Source organism: Actinomadura sp. NPDC048021 (genome assembly GCF_040653135.1).
GTDB lineage: Bacteria > Actinomycetota > Actinomycetes > Streptosporangiales > Streptosporangiaceae > Spirillospora > Spirillospora verrucosospora.
On the sequence record NZ_JBEZJQ010000011.1, the window covers coordinates 105,817 to 126,234 of the forward strand.

Sequence of the window (20,418 nt, forward strand, 5' to 3'; positions counted from 1 at the left end):
AGTGGAACCATCAAGAGAGGAACAGGATTGATTCGTCTTTTTGTGACGTCATGACATAACAGAGCGGGGTCGTGATGGCCGGGACCGCCAGCGCTCCGCAATATCGGCGGGCACGCTGGTGGGGGCGCCGGTGAGCGCCTGACGTGGGAGCGGCTCGCGTCAGCCGCCCCAGGCGGGACGCTCGACGATCTCGACAGCGGCGCACGTCCAGGCGAACCCGGCGCCGATCCCGACCAGCAGCACCCGGTCGCCCGGCCCCACCCGCCCGGACTCCACCAGATCGGTCAGGCCGGTGAGCTGGTCGGCCGCGCCGACGTGGCCGGTGCGGCGGCCCCAGTCCCAGGTGGTGCGCTCCACGTCCAGGCCCAGCGGCTCGGCGTACCGGGTGCGCAGCACGTGCAGGCCGACGTTGGGGAAGGCGAACCGGGAGATGTCGGCGATCTTCAGCCCGGCCTCGTCCAGCGTCCGGCCGACGGCCTCGGTCAGGCCGGAGGCGGTCCGCTCCGCGAGGCTCCCCACCAGCGCCCTGGCGTGCGCGGCGAAAGCGGAGCGGCGCGCACGCACGTCCACCGGGCGGCCGGGCGCGGACGCGAACGGCTCGTCGCCGCGGTACATGCCCTCCAGCGCGGTGTCGACGACCGTCGAGACGGCCAGCAGCCGGGCGAAGCCCTCCCGGGCGAGCACCGCCGCGGCGGCGCCGTCCCCGTAGACGATGCCGCGCACGTCCCCGCGCCACCGGTCGAACCCGGGGTCGGTGAACCGGTCCGCGGTCGTGACCAGGGCGGACGCGCGGGACGCGTCGGCGGCCAGGTAGGAGGCGGCCAGCTCCAGCGCGCCGAGGGCCCCCGCGCACATCTGCTGGACGTCCAGCGCGGGCGCGTGCCGGCCGTCGTCCCCGAGGACCTCGCGGTGCACGTACGAGGCGGCCGGCCAGTAGTCGACGCCCTGGAACCAGGCCGACGCGTGCAGCAGCAGCGCGACGGCGGACGGCGGGATCCCGGACCGCTCCAGCGCGCGGCGCGCCGCCGCGGCCGCCATCTCGGGCGGGGCCTCGCCGGCGGCCACGGCGACGGAGGCGTACCCGTCGGCCCTCCGGTCGTCGGCGTCGTAGCGGCCGCCGTCCACCGCCCCGTCCACGTCCACCGCCTCGGGAATCCGGTGGGCGAGCCCGGCGAGGAACAGACCGTCGCAGCGCATGTGCGGACCTCCGGAGAGTGACGGCAAACAAATCACACATTATGTTGATCTTCTTCGCGGGGCGAGAGCCGTTTCGGTGGCGGAGGGAGATCGCAGTGGGCGACGGACGGCACTCGGTGCCGCTACCCGGAACGCGATGGTCGGTTTGGCGAGATGTGCTGATCCGCTCCACCGGATTCCCCGCGGACGGGCTCGCGCTTTTCGCCGCGCCGGAATGCGCCGCGACCGCCGATGCCTTTCTCGACGGCATCGCCGGAGAAACCGAATTCGCGCAGGCCATGGACGCCGCATTGGCGGACGCGGGCCGCGCCGCGGCGAAGATCGCCGCCGACCCGCTCTTCCGCGAGGCGGTGACATGGCAGAACCCCACCGCCGCGGTGCATTTGGCACGTCTCGCCGACGGCCCGGCCGCCCGGCCCGGGAAGAACCCGAGGCTGGAGCGCAAGAAGCGGCGGGGGCGCGAGAACACCCTCGCCCGCTACTGGCAGCGCTACTGCGGCAAGAACGACACCGCCGGGTTCTTCGGCCCCGTCGCCTGGGGCACGATCGACCCCGAGGCGGCGGACGCGGTCGAGGCGAGGCCCGGCGGGGGACTGCTGCGGTCCCGCAAGGTCGACTACGAGTTCTGGGCGCTGGAGGCCTACGTCGCCGCACTCCTGGACGACCCGGACGTGGCGCCGTGGCTGCCCGTCGGCGTCCACCCGCACCTGCTCGTCCGGGGAGAGGACGTCCTGCGGCCGGGGGAGGACCCGCGGCACCTGACCACCGCCGAAGCCGAGGTGCTGTCCCGCTGCGACGGCACCCGGCCCGCGGCCGAGGTCGCCCCCGGTCCGCACCTGGCCGCCGCCCTGGACCGGCTGGTCGAGGACGGGATCGTCTGGCGGGGCGTGAACATGCCGTACAACCCGCGGGCGGAGCGGGTGCTCCGCGACACCCTCGCCGCGATCGCCGAGCCGCGGGCCCGGGAACGGGCACTGGCCGGACTCGCCCGGCTCGACCGCGCCCGCGCGTCCGTGGCCGCCGCGGCGGGCGACCCCGACGCCCTGGCCGCCGCGCTGGAACGCCTGGACGCCGAGTTCACCGCCGTCACCGGGGCGGAGCCGGAGCGGCGCAGCGGGCAGATGTACGCGGGACGGCGGCTCTGCTACGAGGACACCGTCCGCGACCTGGACGTCACGTTCGGCGGCCCGCTCCTGGACGCGCTCTCCGGCCCGTTCGGGTCCGTCCTCCTGCCCGCCGCGCGCTGGCTGTCGGCGACCCTCGCGGACGCCTACGACGCCGCGTTCCGCGACCTGTACCGCGACCTGCTCGAACCGGGCGCCCGCGGCGTGCCGATGCCGGCGTTCTGGGACGCCGCCCAGGCCCTGCTGACCGGGCGCGACCGCCCCGCCGACGCGGTCGCCGCCGAGTTCGCCCGCCGCTGGAACGCGCTGTTCGGCCTGGACGGCGCGCCGGACGAGCGCCGCCTCGCCTTCACCGCCGCCGACCTGGCGGATCCCGCCGCCCGGCTGTTCGCCGCCGAACGCCCCGGCTGGGCGGGGGCCCGCATCCACAGCCCCGACCTGTGCCTCGGCGCGGCCGGCCCCGAGGCGATGGCGGCGGGGGAGTTCACCCTCGTCCTCGGCGAGATGCACACCGCGTGGCCGACCCTCGACTGCGCCGTCTTCGCCGACCGGCACCCCGACCCCGGCCGGCTGCGCGCCGCGGCGGCCGAGGACATCGGCCCCCAGTTCCGGCCGCTGTACCCGACCTGGTGGCCCCAGTACACCGCGCGCATCGCCCCCGTCCTCGGCGTCACCGACCACCAGCTCGCCTTCGCCCCGGCGCCGGGAGCGGACCCCGCCCGCGTCCTGCCGCTGGTCGCGCTCACCGTGCACGAGCACGCCGGCGCTCTGGAGGTCACCGGGCCGGACGGGCTCCGGTGCCCGCTCCGCGAGGTGTTCGCGCTGCTGTTCGGCTGGCTCGGCGCCGAGGCGTTCAAGCTCGCCGGCGCCGGCCCCCACCACCCGCGCCTGACGCTGGACGGGCTCGTCGTCGCCCGCGAGACCTGGCGCACGACCGTCGGCGGGACGGCCGTCGCGCCCGCGCACGGCCCCCGCGAGTACCTCGCCGCCCGCCGCCTGCGCCGCTCCCTCGGCATGCCCGAACGCGTCTTCGCCAAGGTCGGCACGGAGGTCAAACCGGTCTACGTCGACTTCACCGGCCCCCGGTACGTCTCCTCGTTCGCCACGCTGCTGCGCGCCGCCCGCGCGACCGCCGGCGACGACGTCCCCGTCGTCTTCACCGAACTCCTCCCGGACCTGGACGAACCGTGGCTGCCCGACGCGGCGGGCCGGCGCTACGGCTGCGAGCTGCGCCTTCAGTTCTGCGATCCGGAACGTCCCTGAGAGCGGAAGGCGGCCAGCGCCAGAAGCATGCAGGCGGTGAACGCCACCCCGGCCGTGAACGCGTCCCGCATGCCGTCCACCTTCGACGAACCGGCGTGGTCCACGGTGACCAGGACGGCGACGCCCAGCGACCCGCCGATCTGCTGCATGCTCTGGAGCAGCGCCGAGGCCGCCCCGGACTCCCCGGGCGGCACCGACCGCATCGCCGTGAACGTCGCCGCCACCGCCACCAGGCCCGTCCCCGCCCCGAACAGCAGCACCGGCCCGAGGATCATCGCGACGTAGGTGCCGTCCCGCGACACCTGCGTCAGCCACACCATCCCGGCCACGCACAGCACGGTCCCGGCCGCCATGATCGGCCGCGGCCCGTACCGGGGCAGCAGCCCGGGCACGGCCCGGCTGGCGGCGATCAGCGCGATCGTCGTCGGCAGGAAACCGAACCCCGTCGCCAGCGGCCCGTACCCCAGCACCCCCTGCACGTAGAGGGTCAGGAAGAACAGCATCCCGCTCATGGCCGCCGTGAGCAGGAACCGCATGAGGAAGGCGCCCACCCGGTCCCGGTCGGCGAACAGCCCCAGCGGGACGATCGGCTGCCGCGCCCGCGCCTCGACCACCGGGAACAGCACGAGCAGCGCCGCCGCCCCGCAGAAGGCGCCGACCGTGAGCGCCCCGGACCACCCCTGCTCGGCGGCGCGGATGAACCCGTACACCAGCAGCGTCGCCCCGGCGGTGCACGCGACCGCCCCGCCCGCGTCGAACCGTCCCTCCTGCCTGGCCGACTCCCGCACGACCCGCGGCACGAGCAGCACGATCGCGAGGCCCACCGGCACGTTGACGAACAGCACGGCCCGCCAGGACGCCCACGCGGTCAGGACGCCCCCGAGCACCAGCCCGGCGACCATCCCCACACTCGCGACCATGGAGAACACGGCCAGCGCCCGGCTCCTGCCCTCCGCGTCCTGGAAGGTGGTAGCGATGAGCGCCAGCGCGCCCGGGCCCGCGAACGCGGCCCCCGCCCCCTGCATCGCCCGAGCCGCCAGCAGCCACCCCGGCGAGACCGCGAACCCTCCGGCCAGCGACGCGACGGTGAACACCCCGACCCCCGCGACGAACACCCGCCGGTGCCCGAGCAGATCACCGGCCCGCCCGCCGAGCAGCAGCAGCCCCCCGAACGCGAGCGTGTACGCGTTCACCACCCACGACAGCCCGGCGTCGCCGAACCCGAGCCCCCGCTGGATGCTGGGCAACGCGATGTTCACGATCGAGGCGTCGACCACCAGGGTGAGCTGGCACCCGCACAGCAGCGCCAGCGCCGGCCCCCCACCCCCCGCACCCACCCGACGCCGACCAGACGCTTCCGCAGGGAGCATGGGTCTCCTAACCACGAGCGGCCAGCCCAAAAGCTAACCAACCCCCCACACCCCCACCACCCCCGAACTCAGCCGACTTCTAGGACACCGGCAGACCGAGAAGGATGATCCACGATGGCGTTGAGTGATCAAGCTAACGATCCCAGCAGCACGCTGTGCGCGTTCCTGGATGCCCATCGGCCGCACCGTGGCCTGGTGGCAAAGCAGTGGATCAGGCAGATGCGCAGGACTCCGTGGGCGCCGATCGATATTGAAGCCGACCGCCGCCGCCTCGGCATCGCTCTGGAACTGCGAACGGGTCTGGATCTCGCGGATGAGCCGGCCCACTGGGGGCTGCTGGCGGATCTGGTCAAGGGCCGGACCCTCGTCGAGATCAAGGCCTCTGCCGAGCCTGCGAAACATTGCGATGCCTGGCTGAACCAGCTTCTCGGATACCTGTTTCTCGACCACCTCGACATTTTCTGCTGGGAAGCCGTCGCGATCTATCTCGGCTGGCACGCTACGACCCTTTCGGTTTCCGTGCAGAGCCTTCTGGTGGCTTCCTCTGCGGGCACCACTCCTGCATTGAGCGACCTTCGCGCCGAATTCCGTAAGGTCATTGCCGATAAACTGGACGAGGCGGCCAGTTGGCACCTCCGCGATCGGTATCCGGTTCCCCCGGTCACGTCAGACGATGTCCGCACATGATCTGGCTGTGAGTCGACCTAGGGAGAGGCGGATACTATGACTGTCGATCACGCGCCGGGCCGGTCTCGCTGATTGGCGGTGCAACGTTCACATCACCTGAGATCTGGCCGGCCTGGATGACGGAGCCGAACGTCACGTCACCGCTGTTGAAGTTGGAGACCGATTCGGTCGAACGCGCTGTCCGCGTGGTGAGAAGGCGTCGAACCTCCTCTTCTGCAGTGGCGTCTGCGAGGAGAAGCGACTCCAGGCGGCCCCGCCAATGATCCCCTACCTCTTCGATCCTCGAAGCGTCGTGCGCAAGGTATGCCGCCAATATTTCCATTCGCGAGTACTCTAGTTCCTGAAGTGGAACCTCCGGCGGGCCGTGGCGCCCGAACAGGCGCGCCAAACTGCCTTTCACCTGTGACCATGAATCTGAGACCATCAGTCCGACGAGTGTGGTCGCTCCGACGCTTGCAAGTGCGGATAGTTCAGCTTCCATCGAGCCATCCCTCCTGTTCCGCATCAGATTCACTCGGTGGGTCGTACCGGCGGATGAGTTCTTCGGCGACGTCCTGGCGTCCGTGCTTGGTGACCAGTTCGGCAAATTGTCGAGCGAGGAGGCGGCGGCGAGGATCTGAGTGGCTGAATCCCATGGCTTCGAAGAAGGCTTCGATACTGTCTTGACTAGGCTCCTCGTCGCCCGTAGAGGCCGCCGTGGCTGATCCGTTCATGGTTGGCAGGTCATTGGCGAATGGTTCATCGCTTGCGGTGAAGCGTGGTAGGAAGGGATGGAACGTCTGCGGTACTGCGGTGTTGTTCGCCGCGGATGCGAGTTGTGCGATCAGGCCGATGTCCTTTACCGTCTGATCCACCTGGTCATCGTTCTTCGCGAGCCACCACACAACGGCGCTTCCGGGGTCCTTTAATACGTCATGCTGGAGATAGTCGCGTCTGTTCTGTTCGTATTTGCGCTCGTGCTCCCAGACAGCCTCCTCCTTGCGGACTTCGGCGAGCTTGTCCAAACGCTCCTGGTCAGGTCCAGGAAGCGCGAGCTGAACCGACTCGGCTCTGGCGTGCAGACGTCCCGTCGGGTCCAATCGCATTTCGCCCAGCGCGCCGGCCAGCTCGTGCTGGACGAGCGAGGCATGCCCGGGATCTCGTAGCTCGGTGAGTTCACAGGCCCGCTCCACGATCGCGCTGACCGCGAGGGCGGCATGGTTGGCCTCGGATTCGGCTGACTCCGCCACCGTCGGCGACCACATCACCATGGCGGAGAACTGGAACCGATAGTCCGCAGACCTGCTGGGCAGCAGGACGTCGGTCAGGCGTTTCGCTCTGACGTCCGAAGCCGGGGCCGACGCGTATGTGAACGCCGCCGGGGGCGAACTCCCTTTTGACTGGCCTCTCGTGTTCCTTTCCCGGAAAAGCAGCAGACCAAAGATCGTGAACGCCGTGGCGAAGGCCGTCCACAGTGGCCAGGGGGCGAACAGCATCAGCCCCACGAGGACCGCTCCCGCGGTGACCGCGAAGTAGATCGTCGTGACGTTCCGTCCCGCACACACGGTTCTCTCCTGATTTCTGTGAGAATGATGGTCTACTGACTGTGTGAAAAGGTTCCAAAGCGCTGGCTGATCTGGGCGCTGAGCGGAATCAGCGATGGTGTTGTGCGTGTCATCTCGTAGAAGCGAGACAGAAGAATTGCGTCTCCACCGGTTCCGTGGACGAGAATGTCGAGAAGCGTGTCGCGATGACGCGCTTCTTCGACGGCTACGGTTAGCCATCGCCGGACGAAAGGAGCCCACGTCTCGTAAGGGAGTCGCGCGAATACGAGGGACCAGCCGTGGGTCAACTGACGTCGAATGGTCTTTTCGGCGACCAGGGGATGGTCGCGTTTGCCGAGCGCGGTGAGCGGCTCAGGAGCGGCGATTTCCAAGAAAAGGGTGACATCCGAGGGGAATTTTCCCGGTTCGAATGTAGCCTCCGTTAAGCGTGCCAGCATCTGCCGGCGAAGTCGCGGCGCATCCTCAACGAGCGCTACAAGGGTGTCGCGGGCGCGGGTGCCCGTCTCGCGTCGAGCCAGGTGATGCAGGCGAACCAGCGCTTCTGCAGGATGTGTCGTCATCATCTCGTCCCGGCACGCCGCGATGATCAGTTCGGCCATCCGGATCGAAAGGTTGGAAATGCGCGACCAATCGTATATCTGCCGCCGAAAGAATCTTCCCTGCTTCTCCTCCCGAAGGCCGCGCTGCAGCACCTGAGCGGCGGCCTCCATCTTTCGGCCTGTAGTGGGAAGTGCGGTCAGTTGGTTCAGAAGCGAAACCATAATCTGCCTGTACCGCTCATGCAGCAGGCACTGGTCGGTGAAACGCTCGACCAGATCCCTCCGCTCGCTCGGCGACAGGTCTGGCGAGTCGACCGTGCTGACGACCCAGTCCCGCAGAGTGTCGTGGAGGCCTGGCATGTGAGTCCAGAAATACGACCGGACCGCGGCATCATAGTCGAGTTTGGTGAAACGCACCGCCCCGGAGTCATCGATCCGCGCATCGATTTCATGAAGTCTCTTGTCGAGAAACGCATGCTCTAGCAACGGAATATCTTCGGGTGGATGTTCTGCGCGGTCGAGAAGGGCCGCGCCGGCGCGGTGCACGACGTCGGCGTGGGCCCCGTGAAGCATGGCGACGGAGATGAGCAGGGCGCGCTCTTGGCCTGTGACCAGCGTGGCCATCTGGTCGGCCACATCCTGCGCCTGACCGGACCAGGCGGTGAAGGCGGCCTCGCTCCACATCGTGAAGTCGCCTTCGCGGTGCTCATCTCGAGCCCGGCAGATGAGGTCCACGTAGGCCGGGATGTCGGACATGCGCCGGGCGGCGTCCAGGAACCGAAGCGGAGGCAGCGGTATGGGCCGGTCGATCTTCTCCGTCTGGAGATAACGCACCAGAACTTCGGCTACCGCAGGACGGTCAATCCTTGCGCGGTAAGGGGCCAAGGTCGGCTCGAGGGCCGCCGTCTCGTCCGGCAGGATGACGGCAAGGTAAGCATCGCGTTCCTGCACGATCGCACGCAGCGAGGAGAGCTCCGCGTGGACCTCCTCCCAACGCGGCCCGGTGAGTGCCGAGAGGTCGAGCCAAATCAGCTCGCCGTCGCCGACATGGGTGTGATCGATGCGCGGGGCGTTCTCTTCGTCTTGCGGTACCAGTTGATGAAGCTGCCCGGCGTCGGACTGGAGGCCCTGCAGAAGGATTTGAGCTGCTGCGACTCGGCCGCTGCCTGGTGCCCCATCGATGAACACGGTGTGCGAAACCTCGAGGATTTCCCGTGCCTCGCCCAGTCCCGCCGGCTCTACGAAGCGACGTCTGAGCCACCACAGCTCATCCGCTGGCTTCTTCCGAGGCGACGCACTCAGCGTGCCCGAGAGCATGTAGATGTTGTTGATGTCTCCGTTTCCCGCGTGGACACTCCCGGAACCCCCGAAAACGTGCGTCTCGAAGGAGTCGCTCACCCCCCTTCCTCCTTGCGGGTGCGGCCGAAGCGGTGGTTGACGCCGCCGTGGTTGTCGCCCTGAATGTAGGTCGCCCCATCGCCGGAGAACTGAGGGGAGTTCTGGTTGATGTCGCCCTTCCCGGCGTGGACCGGGCCGTGGTTGCCCTTGACGACGGTGCCGACATCACCCCGGATGTCGCGGCCCTGGTTGACCGTCCCGCGGGGGGCGCTCACGGTGTTGCGCACTTCGGCGATGCCGGAACGCCCGGCCGCCTCCTGCTCTGCTTGCCCCAGCTCCGGCACAAGCTTGGCCAGGTAATCGCCGATGTGGCGCAACTCGCCTTCGCAGTCTCTGGGATCCAGCCGCAGAGACTGGATCTCGGCCAGGTGCTCCAGTTCGGTCGGCAGGTCCGTTGTCTTCAGGCGTTCGGTCGTCCGGCCCTTCAGCACCGGGATCACGGTGGCTCCCGAGGCACGCGCTTCCAGGATCTCCCGGCGGACCCAGTCGTCCTCCAGCCGCAGCCGCGGATCGCGAGCCCATCCGGGGCCGATGACGGCGAGCAGGACGGTGCAGTGGCGCACTGCGTTCAGCAGCTCCTCCGGATAAGACCGGCCAGGGCTGATGGAGGTCGTGGCCCGGAAGATCTTCTCCCGGCCGAACCTGTCGGACAGACCTCGCTCCAGCAGGGCGGCGGCCTCGTCGCCGTCGCCGGTGCGGTAGTTGACGAAGACGATGTGCATTCCGGTCTCCTCACTACGGAGCAGCGGCTCTGAGCGCCGTCCCGAGTCCGGGCAGCAGCTCGCTCGCAGATGGGTTCTTCGGGTGACGCGAAAGAGTCCGTGCCAGGGCACGAAGGTCGGCGGAGACCGTCGCCGAGCTGATCGTGGTGATGTCCCTCAACAGTCCACGGGTCAGCAGGCAAGCCTGGTCGATCTCACCGTCCGCGGCATGAGACAGCGCGCCGCGGACGCCGAAGCGGACTCGCGTGCGCACGGCCCGCTCGGGCAACTGCGCCAGTTGGGTCTCGATGACCTGGGCGGCCGCGCCGGGCCGGCCCAGGTCATAGAGGCACCAGCCGCGGACCATCTCGGCCGGATCCGGAAGATTCGTCGTGCCGATGACCGGTGACTCCACGCTCTCGGCATGCTGGGCGAGCAGCGTGCGCGCCTGCTCCAGGCACCGCATGCACGAGTCGTAGTCACCGGCCAGCGCGTGTCCCTGGGCTTCCCGCTGCGCGGCCAGCCCGCGGATCCTGGGTGGTCCTCCGCCTGTCTGCGCCCGCCGGGCCAACCCGATCGTCTGCTCGGCGTCGTCACGGTAGAGGGTGACGAGTGCGCGGCGGACCAACGCATACGCGGCGAGATTGTGATCGCCGCTGGCGTCGGCAAGCTCGACGGCACGCCGGGTCCACCACAGAGCACCGGCGTCGTCGCCGCTCTCCTGCACCAGCCAGCCGATGTACTCGGCGTAGCGGGATCCGAGCCGCAGCAATCCCTGACGCGTCCTTGCCCCCACTTGGCGGGACAGCTCCTGGAGAGCATGGGTCTGGGCTATGAGGACGGGCACCAGGAGCCCGGCGTTGGAGGCCTGACCGAGTTGCCGATACTGATCAAATAGAGATCGATACGATCCGAGAAGAGAAGTGTCCTCTTTTGCGGTATGAGCGGCGGGGATGCCAATGCGCATCCCCGCGACCGATGCGGCGCCTGCCATGACCGCTTGTCGCCGACTTATCGGATGAAACCGACTCTGGCCGTCCGGTGACAACTGCATTATCCACACCTCCTCGTCAGCACTTGTTTCTGCGGTGATCTGGTCCCTGGAGCGGTTCTCCTGACACAGGGCGACGAGCGTCCCTGCTGCACCGAGCGCGGCGTCGCAGAGGCGGGCCAGCTCCCGGCTGGGGCCCTTGAGGCCCCGTTCTACCTTGCTGAGCTGGCTCTTGCTGTAGTGAACCCGCTGTGCCAGGCCGGTGAGGCTGAAGCCGGCCGCCAGCCGTCTCCGTCGAAGTTCCTCTCCGAATGTGGTGGCTTGCTGGACCATTTCGCCCTCCATCACTGCCGTCCGGGGTCCGGGAGCCACCTCCGGTAAGACTGCGGGAAACGAGGCAGGCCCGACAAGTGGCTCCCGGTGTTTCCCGTTTCCTCTATGGAGGCAACAGCAGATCGCGGCGTTTGTCGATGAACGCATTGAGTGACATTCTTGCTACTCCGGCTGGCCGGAGAGGGGGCGGCGGCGGGTGTAGTGGGCGATGATGACGCCCTTGGGGGTGGTGACGCTGCCGGTGAGGTCGAACTCGGTCAGCGGGGCGGGGCCCTCGAAGAGGCGCTTGCCGGAGCCCAGGGTCAGCGGGTGGATCAGCAGCGTGTAGTGGTCGATCAGGCCGGCGGCGTGCAGGCTCCGGACCAGCGAGGCGCTGCCGTTGATCGCGAGGTTCCCGCCCGGCCGGGCCTTCAGTTCCTCCACCGTCTCGACGGCCTCGCCGCGCAGGAGGATCGAGTTCTCCCACGCGTCCGCGTCGTCCAGCGTCTTCGACACCACGTACTTCGTGGCCGCGTTCATGCGCGTGCTGAACGGGTTGCCGTCGGTGGCGCGGCCCCACGCGTTGAGGAAGTCCTCCCACGTCCGGCGCCCGAACAGCATGTCTCCGGCGTTGGCCATCCCCTTGGCCATCTCGTGGCCCATCACCTCGTCGTTGTACTGCGGGCCCCAGCCGCCGTGGGCGAACCCGCCGCGGGTGTCCTCGTCCGGGCGTCCCAGGCCCTGGACCACCCCATCGAGGGAGACGAACATCGTGACGCTGATCGAACGCATCGGCCCGGTCCTTCCTTGTAGTGCGGGCCGCCCGGTCGGGGCCCGTCACCCTCTACACGAACGCCCGCCCCCGGAATCGACAGCGCCCCTGGAATCGACGGCGCCCCGGGTCGCGCCGCCGAGCGGGACGCCCGACCCGCGCATCCGTCGAAGCGCTTAACCCAAACCTCGGACGGCGGCCGGATTCGGTCAGCTAGCAGATTTTGTAGCAAAGTCGCGTGCCGGGAGCAGTTCTTATGGGGAATGGCGGGGAGGCGCGGCGCGATCGGTGGCCGGGTTTCCGGATGTTGCGCGGCGGTGGGCGCCGAGAACGCGGCGGGACATTGACTTATGAGTTCACTCCGCGTCGGTGGGATGGTGGAATCGCCGGGCGGGCCGCCGGACGGCGGTCGGCGCGACCATGTATGCGCTGACCAGCGGGTCTGTAGGAGCCGTCTGCCTGCGGAGTTCGAGGTGAGCTCCCTGGCCGTGCGCGGCGGAACGCGTGAAGCCGTGGCTTGGCGGAGGGGCGGCCGAACCGCCGGCAACACCGTTGCGGAACGATGGGCCCGGACGCGGAAATCCTTCATGTCCAGAGGCCCGCGGGCGGCCGGGACGCAATCCGCGCGCCCTTCCGTCCCGGGGTCGGCGTGCCGCGCGTCCGACTCTGGATAGCTAGTAATTAGTATAGTAAATTGACGCCGATCGGCGATCCCGCCTGCGGAAACACGGGGGACAAGCCCATGGTCGGCATTGAACCGTTCTCGAAACTGCGCCGAAGGTTGATCGTTCTCATCGCGCTGGCGGCGGCGGCCGCCTGCCTGGTCGCGTTCCAGCCCGTGGCAGGGGCGGACGCCGGAGCCGGCGACGTGGTCGTCAGCACCTCCAGCGTCAAGGGGCGCGACGGCACCACCTACACCGTCACGAACCACATCGTCCGGACGAACGGCCAGGGCCACCGGAAGGAATGGCTGCTGGTCTGGACGGGCGACGCGAGCGTCCCGGGCGGCCCGGTGGGCGCCGCGGGCCACGCCGCCCACCGGAAGTCCGACGTCGAGGGCTCCGCCGACCCCGACTTCCTCGCCGTGATCGACGCGACGAAGGGCTCCCGCGACTACGGCAAGGTCGTCAACACCGCGACCATCGGCCCGCTGCTGCAGAACGAGCCGCACCACATGCAGTACGTGTGGCACAAGGGCGACAAGGTCTACGCCGGCGGGCTGCTCAGCGACACGACCTACGTGTTCGACGTCGCGAGGCTTCCCCAGATCAAGCTCAGCGGCGTCGTCACCGCGACGGACACCCCCTGCGGCACGGCCCCGGACGCCTTCACGACCCTGAAGGACGGCACCGTCTACGGCGCCTACATGGGCGGTCCCAACGTCCCCGGGCCGTGCACGTACACGCACGGTGAGGTCAGGACGGGCAACGGCGCGGCCGGCACCCCGGGCGAGGTGCTCCGGATCGACCAGAGCGGCCGGGTGCGGGTCGAGTACCCGGCGGCGACGGAGGCCGCCGAGCCCGACACCTGCCACAGCATCCCGCAGGTGGACCCGCCTACCTGCGCGAACCCGCACGGCATCCGGGTGCGCGAGGACCTGAACCGGCTGGTCACCAGCGACTTCGCCGAGGTGCGGAGCCTGATGCTGATCCCGTCCGCCGACTTCTACATCGCCCGCGACACCGTGCGGATCTACGACATCGCGCAACGCGACCGGCCCAGGCTGCTGTCGGTCTCCCACCTGCCGGACGGCCCGCGCAAGGAACCGTTCCTCATCGAGGAGGAGCCGCGCGTGGTGATGGAGACGGCGCTCACCAACGAGCGCCACCACCGGGGCGGGTTCGTCTCGACGATGGGCGGGGCGTCCATCTACTACACCCCCGACATCACCGACCCGAAGCCGACGTGGCGCGAGGTCTTCGACGACACGACCGCCTTCACCAGGCTCGCCCCCGAGCTGGACAACCGCGTCGGCATGGACGGCGGCTCCTGGCTGCAGACCAGCGCGGACGACCGCTACCTGTACCACGTCGTCATGCGCCGGGGCGACGAGTCGTCCGGCGGCAAGGACACCGGCATGGTGTACGTGCTGGACATCCGCAAGCTCGTCGGCGCGGGCAAGCAGGCGCGGTGCAACATCGACACCATGGAGGAGGTCACGCGCGGCGGCGCCGAGCCCGACTGCCCGTCCCTGGTGAGCGTCCTGCCCGTCGAGGACCCGACGACCGGCGGCCCGCACTGGGCGGCGCTGGACAACTTCCGGCAGGGGCCCGGCGGCTACTACCAGGAGACGCGGCAGCCGACGCGGCTCGTCATGGCGAACTACTTCGTCGCCGCGTCGCCGTTCGACGGAGACCACCGCGTCTGCATGGTGAACATCTCCCCGCGGCAGCAGCTCTCCATCGACCGCGGCTTCAAGGACGAGAACACCGGCCGCCCGTGCGTGGAGTTCAACCGGGCCGCGTGGCCGCACGGCGAGACCGGCGACGCCCGGCCGCACGGCGTCCTGTTCGCGGTCTCCGATGCCGACGTCCGCTGACGTCCGGCGGGTGGCGGCGGGGACGGCGGCGCTGCTGCCGCTCCTCGCCTCCCCGGCGTGGGCGGACGGCGGACACGGCGGGCACGGCGCGGTGCCGGACGGCGGCTGGGCGACCACGGCGATCCGTGTCGTCGCGCTGCTCGCGACCGCCGTCGTGGCGGGCGCCGCGCTGCTCCGGCCGCGCGTCGGCCCGCCGTCCCGCCGCGTCACGGTGCTGGTCTCGGTCGTCGCGGCCGTGGCCGCGGTCGGATACCTGGTGGCCGTGGACCGGGTGCTCGTGGCCCTGGCGCTCGGCGCGGTGGCGCTCGCGACGCCCCGCGCGCTCCGGCACCCCCGGCGCTCCGTCGCGTCGGGCACGGTGCTGGCCGCCGCGCTCGCGGTGCTCACCGTGGGCGGGTCGCTCACGGTCGTCCGGGACCGGGTCGCCCCCGGCGTTCCGCTGTTGCGCGAGGTCGACCTGGCCGGGGAGCGCCTGCCGATCCTGGTGACCCCGCAGCGTCCCGGCTGGAACCTCGTCCACACCGGCGACCGTCCGGTCTCGGTGGGGACGTCCCGCGGCCCGGCGGGCGCCACGGCGCGCATGCCGGGCGCGCCGGGAACCTGGCGGCAGGTGTGGCTCCCGCCCGGCCGCAGCAGGATCCGCCTGGCGGCCGGCGGCCGGACGACCTCCCTCGCGGTCGACACCGGGCAGGGCCCGGCCGCGTCGCCGCGACTCCGCACGGACGGCCCGGAATGCGCGAGCGCCGCCCTCGGCGTCCTCGTCGCGGGCGGCGACACGGCCGTGCCGTGCCCCGCCGACCGGCTCGACGTCGCCGACGCCGCGGCCCTCCGCGCGACGGTCGGGTTCCTCGCCGGCCGCGGCGTGCGTTCCGTCCACCTGGTCGGGGACGGGTCGCCCCGGTCGCGGGCCGCGGCGCTGGTCGTCCGGGAGGCGAGCGCGCGGGCCGGGCTGACGGTCACGGCCGCGGGCGCGGACCGTCCGGTCATCCTCGTCCCGGGCTGGTCGAGCGCGGACGCGGTCCTCCGCCGGATGGCGCGGGGAACCCTGCGCGGCCAGGGCGCCTACCTGGCGCCCTGGCTGCTCAGCGCGCCGCTGCTGGCCATCCCGGCCGCCCAGATGCTCCCGCTGCGCTTCTCTCCGCGCGACCCGGACCCGCTCCGCTACGCCGCCGAGCTGAGGGCCCGCTTTCCGGACGAGACGCCCACCGCCGCCGGCTACCGGGCCTGGCGCGGCCCCGAGGGAACGGACGGCCCGCCCCGCCTGTACGCGGCCTCCCTCGTCACGTTCATGCCGTCGAGAGCCCCGGCGCAACACGCGCACACCGGCACCAGCTGGCTCCCCGGCGGCACCATCACCGTCGCCACCGGCCCCCTGACCTAGCTAGTGGGCGTGCGGGCCCCCGGTCATCCGCGGCTTGCCCGGCGGTACCAGCCAGAGGGACACGACGGCGGCGGCCGCCGCGGCGACGGCGAACACGGTGAACGCGGTGGTGAAGCCGTCGATGGAAGGGACGTCCGCGAGGCCCGCCGCGGCGACGGTGGACGCCACCGCCACGCCGATCGCCGCGCCCAGTTCGTGGAAGGTGTTGACCACGCCGGAGGCGAGGCCGGCCTCCGAGTGCTCGACGTGGGCCAGGGCGGAGGCGCTCGCCGCGACGAACACCGGCCCCACGCCCGCGGCCGCGATCACCAGGCCCGGGAGCAGCTCCAGGCCGACTCCGCCGTCCGCCGGCAGGCCGGTCAGCAGGCCGGCGCCGGCGGCGACCAGGGCCAGGCCCGCCGCGGCGACGGGACGAGTGCCGGCGGAACCCACGAGCCGTCCGCCGACATGCGCTCCGACGCCGGTCCCGAGCGCGGCGGGCAGGAACAGCAGGCCCGTCTCCAGAGCGCTGATGCCGCGCGCGTGCTGCAGGTACTGGGATCCGAGGAAGAACAGGGAGATGAGCAGCCCGGAGGCGACGAGCATGAGGAAGGCTCCGGCGGCCACGGGACGGCGGGCCAGCATGGTCACGTGCATCAGCGGGGTCCTCGCCGCGCGCTCGATCCAGCCGAAGGCGCCGTACAGCAGGACGGCGGCGGCCAGCGGGACGAGGGTGCCGGAGCCGGACCAGCCGTCGTCGCCGGCGTTGGTCATCCCGTAGATGAACGCGGCCGTCGCGGCGGTGACCGTGCCGGCGCCGAGCAGGTCGAGCCGCTGCCCGGAGGGACGGCCGGAGCGGCCGCGCACCACCGCCGGCAGCGTGCCCAGCAGGGCGAGCCCGACGGGGACGTTGACGAAGAACACCCAGCGCCAGCCGGGGCCGGCGGTGAGGACGCCGCCCAGCAGCACGCCCGCGGCGAAGCCGGCTCCTCCGAGCGCACCCCAGATGCCGAGGGCCTTGTGGCGTTCGGGGCCGTGGAAGGTGGTGGCGACGGTGGACAGCGCCGCCGGGGACAGCAGCGCCGCGCCGACGCCCTGCGCGATCCGGCCGCCGAGCAGCAGCGTCCCGCTCTGGGCGAGGCCGGTGGCGAGGGAGGCGGCGGTGAAGACGGACAGGCCGGCCAGCATCATGCGCCGGGCGCCGAAGGCGTCGGCGAGCCGTCCGCCGAGCAGCATCAGGCCTCCGAAGAACAGCGTGTAGGCCGTGACCGCCCACGTCAGGCCGGTGCGGGTGAGCTCCAGGTCGGCGCCGATGTCGGGGAGCGCCACGTTCACCACCGTGACGTCCAGGATCAGCATGAACTGCGCCACGCTGATCAGCGCGAGCGCCGTCCAGCGGCGCGGATCCGGTGGCGCCGCGGTGTGGTCGCGGGTGGACGAACCGTGAGCCATGAGGGGCCTCCCAGCCCGGCGGACACCGGAGCGTCGCCGATAAACCGAACATTAGTGTTCGGGTTAACGTATACCGGCGCGAGGCATAAAGTGAACAGCGGCGTTCGACTTGACGTAGGGTGTCGGCCATGGGAGGCAGGACGGGCGGCCGAGCGAAGGCGGAACCGGAGACCGGCGGACGTCGCCGCGCGGACGCCGAACGCAACAGCGCCGCCATCATCACGGCCGCGACGGACCTGTTCGCCCGCGAGCCGGACGCGAGCATGACCGACATCGCCCGCGCCGCCGGCGTCGGCCGGGTCACCCTCTACGCGCACTACCCGTCCAGGGAGGACGTCATCCGGGCCGTCCTCCGGCGGGCGATCGACCAGAGCACGGAGACCATCGAGGGCGCGCGGAGCACCGGGTCGCCCGCCGACGCCTTCGCCCACCTCATCCGCACGACCTGGCCGCTCATCGGCCGTTTCGGCCGCCTGTACAACGCCGCGCGCCGGACACTCCCGGCCGAGGAGGTCCGGCGACTGCACGACCCGCCGATGGCGCACGTCCGCGAGCTGATCGTCCAGGGGAGGGACGCCGGGGACTTCCGCGCCGACCTTCCCGTGGAATGGCTCGTCAGCACCGTCTACGCGCTGCTGCACGCCGCGATGGAAGAGGTCTCCGCGCAGCGCTTCGACCGGGTCGAGGCCGGCGAGGCCCTCGTGCGCACCCTGCTGGGCGCCCTGGGCGCCGACCCGGGGGACGCCGCCGGCAGGTAGTCAGACGCGGATGAAGTCGTAGGTGAGCGTGTTCACCTTGGCGCCGTGGCCTATCGCCGCCCAGTCGTCCCCGAGCCCTTGCAGCCAGCCGGGGAAGCGGCCGAGGCGACGGCCCGTGGCCGCGTCGTAGACGAGGACGAACGGGTGGTCGCCCTCGGCTCCGCTGACGGCGACGCGCCGCTGCGTGACGGCGGTCTCCCAGCTGGCGGACGTCCCCGGCAGGCCGGGATCGGGGGCCTTCCACAGGACGCGGCCGGTGGCGAAGTCCAGCAGCGAGAGGGCGCCGGCGTCCGCGTGCTCGCGGACCAGGAGCGCGTGCCCGTCGCCGTCGATCGGGACGCCCGGGGCCTCGCCGCGCCAGACCGTCCGTCCCGAGGCGAGATCGAAGACCTGCGGCCTGCCGGTGTCGGTGGACGCGGCGATCCGGCGCCCCTCGCCGATCAGGTCGAGGCCGGTGCTGGACGGCGCGAGCCGCTTCCCGCACTCGCCGCCCGCGTCGCGACCCGCGTAGACCTTGCTCGTCCATGCGCGGTGAGCGGTCGCCGCGTCGGTCGCCGAGACGGTGACCGTGCAGTTCTCGTCGCCGGACGGCGGGTCGTGGTCCGTGCTGATCAGCGTCCGTCCGACCACCACCGAGTACCAGCCGCTCCCGTCGGCGCTCTTCCCTCCCGGCGGGGGCAGGGGCCGGTCGTCGCCGCGGCGGGAGGCGAAGATCTGATCGGTGTCCGGGACGAGCGGCCGCCGCACCCCGACCGCCGTGTCGGCCAACCGGACGTCGTCGCTCCCGAGCCTCCAGCGGACCTTCCCGGTGCGCAGATCCCTCCGGGTGATCTCGCAGTCGGCCCCCTCGCGGCAGGCGGTGGTGAGGACGGCGTCCCGCGTGACCCGCGCCTTCGTGACCGGGCCGTCCTGCCAGAGCGTTCCGCCGCTCGCCGGGTCGATGACGCTGAACCGGACCAGGTCGTCCGTGGAGCTCTTCCGCCGCTGGACGATCAGGTCGCCTGCCACGTCGACCTCGTCGTCCTCGCCGGAGGGCACCCGCCACAGCTCCCGGCCGGACCCGGGGTCGACGCCGAGCACCGCCCGGTCGTTGGCGATCACCGCGACCCGCCCGACGACCGCCGTGGTGTTCTCGCCGGTCGGCACGGACAGCGACCAGGCCGCGGGCGGGCCCTCGCGCGACGGAAGGTCCGGCGAGGCACTGGAGCAGCCGGCCCCCGCCGCGGACACCAGGAGCACGAGAGCGGCACCGAGCCGGGAGCGGATCATCCCGACATCATCCCGGCCCGGCCTTCCGCCCGCCATCGGCCCCCGGATCTTCTTGCGGCCGAGTATTGAACGTGTTCAAATGAGTGGGGCTCGTGTCGCGAGGCGGGGGAGAGCAGATGAGAATCGTGATGCCCGGCGGGACCGGGCAGGTGGGCGCGGTCCTGAACCGTGCGCTGTCCGCCGCCGGCCATGACGTCGTGGTCCTGACCAGGCGCCCGGCGCACGCCCACGAGGTCGGCTGGGACGGCGAGACGCTCGGCCCCTGGACCGAGGCGATCGACGGTGGCGACGTCGTGATCAACCTCGCCGGGCGCAGCGTGAGCTGCCGTTACACGCCGGCCACCCTTCAGGCGATGATGGATTCACGGGTGCGCTCCACCCGGGTGGTCGGCGCGGCGATCGCCGGGGCCGCGAAGCCTCCCTCGGTCTGGCTCCAGATGAGCACCGCCACCGTCTACGCCCACCGCTTCGACGCGCCCAACGACGAGGCGACCGGGGTGATCGGCGGCACCGAGCCCGGCGTCCCCGGCTACTGGGCCTACAGCGTGAGGATCGCCAAGGAGTGGGAGCGGGCGCAGCGCCAGGCCGAGACGCCGTCCACCCGCAAGGTCGCCCTGCGTACCGCCATGGTGATGAGCCCCGATCGCGGCGGGGTCTTCGACTACCTGCTCTGGCTGGCCAGGCTCGGCCTCGGCGGCCCGGTCGCGGGCGGCGCGCAGTACGTGTCCTGGATCCACGACCGGGATTTCGTCCGCGCGGTGGAGTTCCTGATCGCCAGGGACGACATCGCCGGCCCGGTGAACCTCGCCGCCCCCGGCCCCCTGCCGCAGCGCTCCCTGATGCGGACACTGCGCACCGCGTGGGGTGTCCCGGTAGGCCTGCCCGCAACGAGATGGATGGCCGAACTAGGAGCGCTCGCCCTGCGCACGGACACCGAACTCCTCCTGAAAAGCCGCCGCGTAGTCCCCGGCCGCCTCCTCGAATCAGGCTTCACCTTCGACCACCCCCACTGGCGAACAGCCGCCGAAGACCTAGTGCAACGCGTACGCGACTCGCGGTAACCGCCGCCCGGCAATGCCGCCGTGGAGATACCTGAGGTCAGGGATGTTCGGGGGTGGGTGCCGGCGGCAGGGTTGGGGCGT

General features: G+C 71.1%; 16 protein-coding genes. 6 read left to right on the top strand and 10 right to left on the bottom strand.

From position 1 onward, the window contains the following. Positions 1 to 159 precede the first annotated feature (159 nt). Positions 160 to 1,197: a 3-oxoacyl-[acyl-carrier-protein] synthase III C-terminal domain-containing protein gene (locus AB0C87_RS19975; RefSeq protein WP_353834712.1), complete on the bottom strand. Its 1,038-nt coding sequence runs from the start codon at positions 1,195 to 1,197 to the stop codon at positions 160 to 162. Positions 1,198 to 1,352: 155 nt separating this feature from the next. On the opposite strand from AB0C87_RS19975, the gene AB0C87_RS19980 reads away from it, so the two are divergent. Beyond that, positions 1,353 to 3,584: a lantibiotic dehydratase gene (locus tag AB0C87_RS19980; protein ID WP_360578869.1), complete on the top strand. Its 2,232-nt coding sequence runs from the start codon at positions 1,353 to 1,355 to the stop codon at positions 3,582 to 3,584. On the opposite strand, the gene AB0C87_RS19985 is transcribed toward AB0C87_RS19980, so the two are convergent. Then, a complete protein-coding gene (locus AB0C87_RS19985) occupies positions 3,557 to 4,921 on the bottom strand; it encodes an MFS transporter (protein WP_345179394.1) in 1,365 nt (454 codons plus the stop codon). The two genes, AB0C87_RS19980 and AB0C87_RS19985, sit on opposite strands and share 28 nt — an antisense overlap. A 147-nt stretch (positions 4,922 to 5,068) precedes the next feature. On the opposite strand from AB0C87_RS19985, the gene AB0C87_RS19990 reads away from it, so the two are divergent. Continuing rightward, entirely contained in the window at positions 5,069 to 5,641 is a 573-nt protein-coding gene (locus tag AB0C87_RS19990) for a hypothetical protein (RefSeq protein WP_360578870.1), read from the top strand. A 34-nt stretch (positions 5,642 to 5,675) separates the two neighbouring features. On the opposite strand, the gene AB0C87_RS19995 is transcribed toward AB0C87_RS19990, so the two are convergent. The 6 genes from AB0C87_RS19995 to AB0C87_RS20020 form a co-directional block, all read right to left on the bottom strand. Next, entirely contained in the window at positions 5,676 to 6,122 is a 447-nt protein-coding gene (locus tag AB0C87_RS19995; RefSeq protein ID WP_360578872.1) for a hypothetical protein, read from the bottom strand. After that, positions 6,112 to 7,125 carry a hypothetical protein gene (locus tag AB0C87_RS20000; RefSeq protein WP_360578874.1) on the bottom strand — a complete coding sequence of 338 codons (1,014 nt, stop codon included), beginning with the start codon at positions 7,123 to 7,125 and terminating at the stop codon, positions 6,112 to 6,114. The genes AB0C87_RS19995 and AB0C87_RS20000 overlap by 11 nt, the downstream gene beginning before the upstream one ends. Positions 7,126 to 7,217: 92 nt before the next feature. Further along, on the bottom strand, positions 7,218 to 9,122 hold the full coding sequence (locus AB0C87_RS20005; protein WP_360578875.1) for a hypothetical protein: 1,905 nt from the start codon (positions 9,120 to 9,122) through the stop codon (positions 7,218 to 7,220). Beyond that, positions 9,119 to 9,844: a toll/interleukin-1 receptor domain-containing protein gene (locus AB0C87_RS20010; protein ID WP_360578877.1), complete on the bottom strand. Its 726-nt coding sequence runs from the start codon at positions 9,842 to 9,844 to the stop codon at positions 9,119 to 9,121. The genes AB0C87_RS20005 and AB0C87_RS20010 overlap by 4 nt, the downstream gene beginning before the upstream one ends. 13 nt (positions 9,845 to 9,857) lie before the next feature. Then, positions 9,858 to 11,147 (bottom strand): helix-turn-helix transcriptional regulator, encoded by a 1,290-nt coding sequence (locus AB0C87_RS20015; RefSeq protein WP_360578878.1) that lies wholly within the window; start codon positions 11,145 to 11,147, stop codon positions 9,858 to 9,860. A 162-nt stretch (positions 11,148 to 11,309) separates the two neighbouring features. Then, a complete protein-coding gene (locus AB0C87_RS20020) occupies positions 11,310 to 11,918 on the bottom strand; it encodes a dihydrofolate reductase family protein (protein ID WP_360578880.1) in 609 nt (202 codons plus the stop codon). A 761-nt stretch (positions 11,919 to 12,679) separates the two neighbouring features. Between AB0C87_RS20020 and AB0C87_RS20025 the strand changes: the two genes are divergently transcribed. Then, positions 12,680 to 14,437, top strand: a complete 1,758-nt coding sequence (locus tag AB0C87_RS20025; protein ID WP_353834716.1) for a hypothetical protein — start codon at positions 12,680 to 12,682, stop codon at positions 14,435 to 14,437. Continuing rightward, positions 14,421 to 15,818 carry a hypothetical protein gene (locus tag AB0C87_RS20030; RefSeq protein ID WP_360578882.1) on the top strand — a complete coding sequence of 466 codons (1,398 nt, stop codon included), beginning with the start codon at positions 14,421 to 14,423 and terminating at the stop codon, positions 15,816 to 15,818. The genes AB0C87_RS20025 and AB0C87_RS20030 overlap by 17 nt, the downstream gene beginning before the upstream one ends. On the opposite strand, the gene AB0C87_RS20035 is transcribed toward AB0C87_RS20030, so the two are convergent. Then, the gene (locus tag AB0C87_RS20035; RefSeq protein ID WP_360578885.1) at positions 15,819 to 17,249 is read right to left on the bottom strand and encodes an MFS transporter; all 1,431 of its coding nucleotides are present in this window, start codon (positions 17,247 to 17,249) and stop codon (positions 15,819 to 15,821) included. A gap of 128 nt (positions 17,250 to 17,377) precedes the next feature. On the opposite strand from AB0C87_RS20035, the gene AB0C87_RS20040 reads away from it, so the two are divergent. Continuing rightward, the gene (locus AB0C87_RS20040) at positions 17,378 to 18,007 is read left to right on the top strand and encodes a TetR/AcrR family transcriptional regulator (protein WP_360578887.1); all 630 of its coding nucleotides are present in this window, start codon (positions 17,378 to 17,380) and stop codon (positions 18,005 to 18,007) included. On the opposite strand, the gene AB0C87_RS20045 is transcribed toward AB0C87_RS20040, so the two are convergent. Beyond that, positions 18,008 to 19,276 carry a PQQ-binding-like beta-propeller repeat protein gene (locus tag AB0C87_RS20045; RefSeq protein WP_360578889.1) on the bottom strand — a complete coding sequence of 423 codons (1,269 nt, stop codon included), beginning with the start codon at positions 19,274 to 19,276 and terminating at the stop codon, positions 18,008 to 18,010. 116 nt (positions 19,277 to 19,392) lie between these two features. Here AB0C87_RS20045 and AB0C87_RS20050 point away from each other — a divergent pair, with 116 nt between their 5' ends. Continuing rightward, entirely contained in the window at positions 19,393 to 20,337 is a 945-nt protein-coding gene (locus AB0C87_RS20050) for a TIGR01777 family oxidoreductase (protein ID WP_360578891.1), read from the top strand. The last annotated feature ends 81 nt before the right edge of the window (positions 20,338 to 20,418 follow it).